This is a genomic window from Methanospirillum sp., assembly GCF_028679455.1.
Lineage (GTDB): Archaea > Halobacteriota > Methanomicrobia > Methanomicrobiales > Methanospirillaceae > Methanospirillum.
Genome location: NZ_JAJRBM010000104.1, coordinates 1 through 4914, shown reverse-complemented (window position 1 = coordinate 4914; position 4914 = coordinate 1). Strand labels below are relative to the sequence as shown.

Annotated in this window: 3 protein-coding genes and 1 pseudogene; 2 read left to right on the top strand and 2 right to left on the bottom strand. The window is 46.7% G+C overall.

Features of this window, described 5'->3' with window-relative positions; all coding sequences use genetic code 11:
* Positions 1-313 (bottom strand): annotated as a pseudogene (locus LUQ50_RS03585) (peptidase M50); the annotation flags it as partial.
* Between the two features lie 183 nt (positions 314-496).
* On the opposite strand from LUQ50_RS03585, the gene LUQ50_RS03580 reads away from it, so the two are divergent.
* Together LUQ50_RS03580 and LUQ50_RS03575 are read left to right on the top strand one after the other, a co-directional pair.
* Entirely contained in the window at positions 497-757 is a 261-nt protein-coding gene (locus LUQ50_RS03580) for a PRC-barrel domain-containing protein (protein ID WP_300036286.1), read from the top strand.
* Positions 758-835: 78 nt separating this feature from the next.
* Positions 836-1567 (top strand): tRNA(His) guanylyltransferase Thg1 family protein, encoded by a 732-nt coding sequence (locus LUQ50_RS03575; RefSeq protein WP_300036283.1) that lies wholly within the window; start codon positions 836-838, stop codon positions 1565-1567.
* Between the two features lie 182 nt (positions 1568-1749).
* On the opposite strand, the gene ileS is transcribed toward LUQ50_RS03575, so the two are convergent.
* The coding region (gene ileS / locus LUQ50_RS03570) for an isoleucine--tRNA ligase (RefSeq protein ID WP_367278951.1) at positions 1750-4914 on the bottom strand (3165 nt) is incomplete at its 5' end.

Sequence of the window (4914 nt, the reverse complement as noted above, 5' to 3'; positions counted from 1 at the left end):
CTCCAAAAAATAACAGGGTGATACTATTAATTGCGATGCCTGATCTGCGGGCTACCAGTGAATGAGAGAGTTCATGGATAAAAACACCCAAAAATAGCCCGCAGGCAATAACCAGTCCGAGAAGGTACGGGGTATATCCAAGGGTAATTAATTGATCGTTTAACTGGATATGAAAGAGATCGCGAACCATCGAGACGGTATATCCAATGTCGGTACCGATGATCCAAGCAAACAATGGAATGATCAGGAGAAACGTGAAGTGAATCATTATCGGAATCCCAAAGAGACGTCCGATACGGAAGGACCCATCCATAATACAGTACTTCCCGGAATCGATAAACAGATACTGGGTGGTGATCCACTGGCGGCAGGTAACGCCGATATCAGGTCAGGTCTCTGGCGTTTGTTGCACATGATTCATATATATACCCCGGTGATATGGCAGAGACACTTACCTACAGGTTTTTTAGGGATCTAATATAAATGTCAATGGAGTATGAAGAATCAGATTACTGACCTTATCGGCCTAAAGATATATTCTGAGAACGGAATGTTCATCGGTGAAGTGGAAGACCTGGTCCTTGATATCGATTCAAAGCGAATTGATTCAATAGCGGCAGGAAAATTAAATCCTGAAGTGGTTGAGATAAAGACTCACAAAGGGATCAAGATTCCGTACAGGCTGGTTAAGAGTATCTCTGATGTAGTAGTCATCCGTCATATCCCAAATATGTTCAAAGATGATGCGGATCTCTAATCTTTTCAATATTCACATTTAATCAGATTCTGAATCAATTTCTCCCGGTAATACTGATTTGTTAGGTAGGATGGATGCATGAAAGAACGGGAGATCTATACCGGAATAAAGACCCTTGCACCTGTCATAATCAGGCTTGATGGACGATCCTTTCATCAGTTTCTAGGCCAATTGTCTTTGAAACGACCATTTGATGAGGATTTTTCTCAAGCCATGGTTCAGGTCTGTTCTTTGCTTCTGACAGAAAGCGGCCTGTCTCCTCTTTTTGCCTATACGTTTTCTGATGAGATCAGTCTCTATCTTGACGAACTCCCCTTTGAGGGGCGCGTTGAGAAACTCACTTCGGTTATCGCCTCGTTTGCAGCAAGTGCCCTTACCATCGTCATGAAGGTGTCGTCGCCCATTTCATTTGATGCACGAATCATTCCTGTTGAACAGGAGATGGTTGCCACCTATCTGACCTGGCGTCAGAAAGAGGCCTGGCGTAATCATGTAAATGGGTACAGCCAGACAATTCTCATGCAGGATGGACTGGATCGGGTAGAAGTTCAGAGGCGGCTGAATGGAATTGGATCACGGCAACTGCATGAGATATGTTTTCAGCACGGTGTTAACCTTGCCCATACTCCTGCTTGGGAACGGCGGGGGATTATGGTTTATCATACCCATATTACCAAACCCGGGTTCAATCCAATAACCAAAGAAAAAACCGAAGCGATCAGAAGAAAACTACATGTTGATCGGGATCTGCCGTTGTTCTCTTCAGAGGAAGGACGGATTTTTGTTGACCGGATATGTTCCGGGTTATGAGTCAGAGTATTTCTGAATCCGGATCCGGTTTTATCATACCTGTATCCCTACCTGATCATCGTGAGAATGACCAGTTATAATTGATAGCGGGTATGGTGGAATCATTTTTCATCGGATTTTAACTCTGCAACTGTTCATGCGATAGAATCCGGTAATACTCTTAAAAAAGAGTTGATCATTAATTACCGGGAGTTTTCCGCAACTGATATTCCGATGGTAACGGTCAGTCCTTCGATATCCCAGTCGCGATCCAGTTGCCATAGGGTGGTGGTATCACGATCGCTGCCATTCTGGTGGATTGAAAGAGCGGTTGCTCTGACCTCTTTACTGATTGCATCCTGCCAGGATTGAGTTAACAGTTCGAACAGGTGTGAATCCTGCACAATTGCATCAATCACAATCATTTCTTCTACATTCAGGTTCAGCTGCTTGCGCATCTCCTGAATCCGTCTTATCAATTCCCGGGTATATCCCTCTGCTTCCAGATCAGCGGTGAGCGTGACATCAACAAATACTGTTGCATCAGTCATCTCTGCAGAAAAGATGTTATCAGGCATAACTTCGGTGAACATTACATGTTCTGTCGTGATGGTGATCTCACCTTCAGGACCTGCTATCGCATAGACTCCTTTCTCTGCAATCTGATTTCTCATTGCGATGGCATCTGCTTCTTCGATAAGTTTCTTTACCTGGGGCCCGATCTTTCCGAATGAAGGCCCGATCTTCTTCATGATCGGCTCTGCTTTCCAGAGGATCTTATCGTACTGATCGGTGATGACCAGTATTTCACGGGCGTTAGCTCGCTGGCATGCAAGATTATACATACTGCTGAAAGCTTTGCTTACGACCTCATTCTTTGCAACAACAGTAACTGTCCCTACAGGCCAACGGAGTTTTCTCTTTCCTGCCTGCCTGGCATTGGCAACGGCTTCATCAAAGGATCGAATAAGTCCCATACGGGTCTCGAGATCTGAATCAATGAGTCGTTCCTCACCTTCGTACCAGGAGAGCATGTGTACTGATACCGGGTCACCTTCGAGCCGTAGATTACTATAGATCTCTTCAGCGATATGAGGAGCATATGGAGCCAGTAACCGGCAGAGGGTTCTCATACAGTAGTAGATCGTCTCGTATGCATATTTTTTGTCAAGGGAGTCTTCTTCAAGCCACATTCGTGGCCGGACTATCTGCACATACCAGCGAGAGAGATCTTCCAGCACAAAATTTAGGATTCCCCGGCTGAGGCGATGCAGATTATATTCCTTCATATCAGCAGTAACCTGTCTGGTAACAGTATTGATACGAGAAATAATCCAGCGATCTTCATCTGGCATCTCACGCAGTGATCTCGTGATAAAATCCGGATTCCAAGTGTCTCCCATTGACGAAGGGGCAAAGTCATCCAGGATCATGTAAGGGAGTGGGAACCGGTAGACGTTCCAGAGAATATTGATGGTTCGGTTGACGGTTGACACACTCTCCCAGTTAAACTTAAGATCTTCCCAGGGGGCATTTGCCGAGAGAATATAAAGCCTGAGCACATCAACTCCGAATTTCTCAACCACCTCCTCCGGGCTGACTACATTTCCAAGACTCTTGCTCATTTTTTTACCGTCACCGTCAAGGGCAAACCCATGCATGAGTACCTGCTTGTAGGGGGAACGGTTGAATGCAATGGTGGAAGCACCAAGTTGGGAATAGAACCATCCGCGGGTCTGATCCTGACCTTCGAGGATAAAATCAGCAGGCCAGAGTTTCTCGAACATCTCCTTTTTTGCAGGGAATCCGATAGTTGCCCAGGATGCCATTGCTGAATCGAACCAGACATCAAAGATATCCTCGACCCGGTGCATGGTCCCTCCACAGGAACAGGGCACTGTTATTTGATCTACGTAGGGCCGGTGAGGATCAGTTAGGTTAGAACCTGCTGCCTGGTTGAGTTCGGCCATGGTGCCAAAGACCATCTGCTTATTGCAGTCTTTACATTCCCATACCGGTATCGGGATACCCCAGTACCGTTGCCGTGATATACACCAGTCACGGGCATCAGAGACAAAATCATGGAACCGGGCACTACCTGCCCATTCAGGATACCAGGTGGTTGCCCTGATCTCACTGAGCATTTGCTCTTTTATTTTCGGGATCGAGATGAACCACTGTTCAGTTGCCCGGTAGATGATCGGAGTTTTACACCGCCAGCAGTGCCCGTACCGATGAACAATTTTCTTGCGTGCTAAGAGGAAACTGCCAAGAGATTTTACAATCTCCTCGTTGGCATCTCGGACAAACTTCCCGGCAAAGATACCCCCCTCGGCGGTATAATGTCCGGCCCCGTCAACCGGACAGAAGACATCAAGTCCTTCCTGAATACCAAGCAGATAGTCATCCCATCCGTGCCCTGGAGCGATATGTACCATTCCGGTATTATCCATCTCGACAAAACCGGCCAGAACAACCCGGTGTTCGATATCCTTCTGCCGTGGTACCTGATCTGCAAGTGGTGAGGTATATCTGGTACCTGCAAGTTCTTTTCCAGTCTTGTGTTCGAGGATGGAAAAGTCCTGGTACCGTCCTTTTTTCAGCACATCTTCAACCAGTGATTCGGCAATCCAGAGGTATTCGGTCTTCCCATCTTTCTCTGCTGAAACTCGTGCGTATACGAAATCCTTGTCTACAGCAACTGCTACGTTTGCAGGCAGGGTCCAGGGTGTAGTAGTCCAGATAACCAGATATTCATCAGGTTTTCCCAAGATCGGGAACTTGACAAAGAGTGAGGGGTCTTCTTCATCCCAATACTCAACCTCTGAATCTGCAATTGCTGTTTCACAGCGAGGGCACCAGTTCACGACCCTGTGGCCGCGTTCGAGGAGTCCTTTCTCATGTGCTTTTTTGAGTGCCCACCAGGCGGCCTCAATATAGTCAGGGGTAATGGTCTGGTATGGGTTATCAAAGTCCATCCAGATTCCAAGAGCCCTGAACTGATCTGACATGATCTCTTTATGTGAGATTGCAAACTGTTTGCACCGCTCGATGAAGGTGCCAATTCCGTATGCTTCGATATCTTTTTTATTCTCAAATCCGAGTTCGTGTTCCACTCTGACCTCGATAGGGAGGCCATGCATATCGTACCCTGCCCGGTCAATGACATCGAGTCCTTTCATCCGGTGGTATCTGAGAATAGTGTCTTTGAGGATCTTATTCCAGGCAGTCCCCAGGTGAATGTGTCCTGTAGTATATGGTGGACCATCCACGAAAAACCAGGGTTTTTTCCCCTTGTTCTGCTCTTTCACCCTGTGATAGATCGCATCCTTTGTCCAGAATGAACGGACAGATGCCTCGATCTCGTG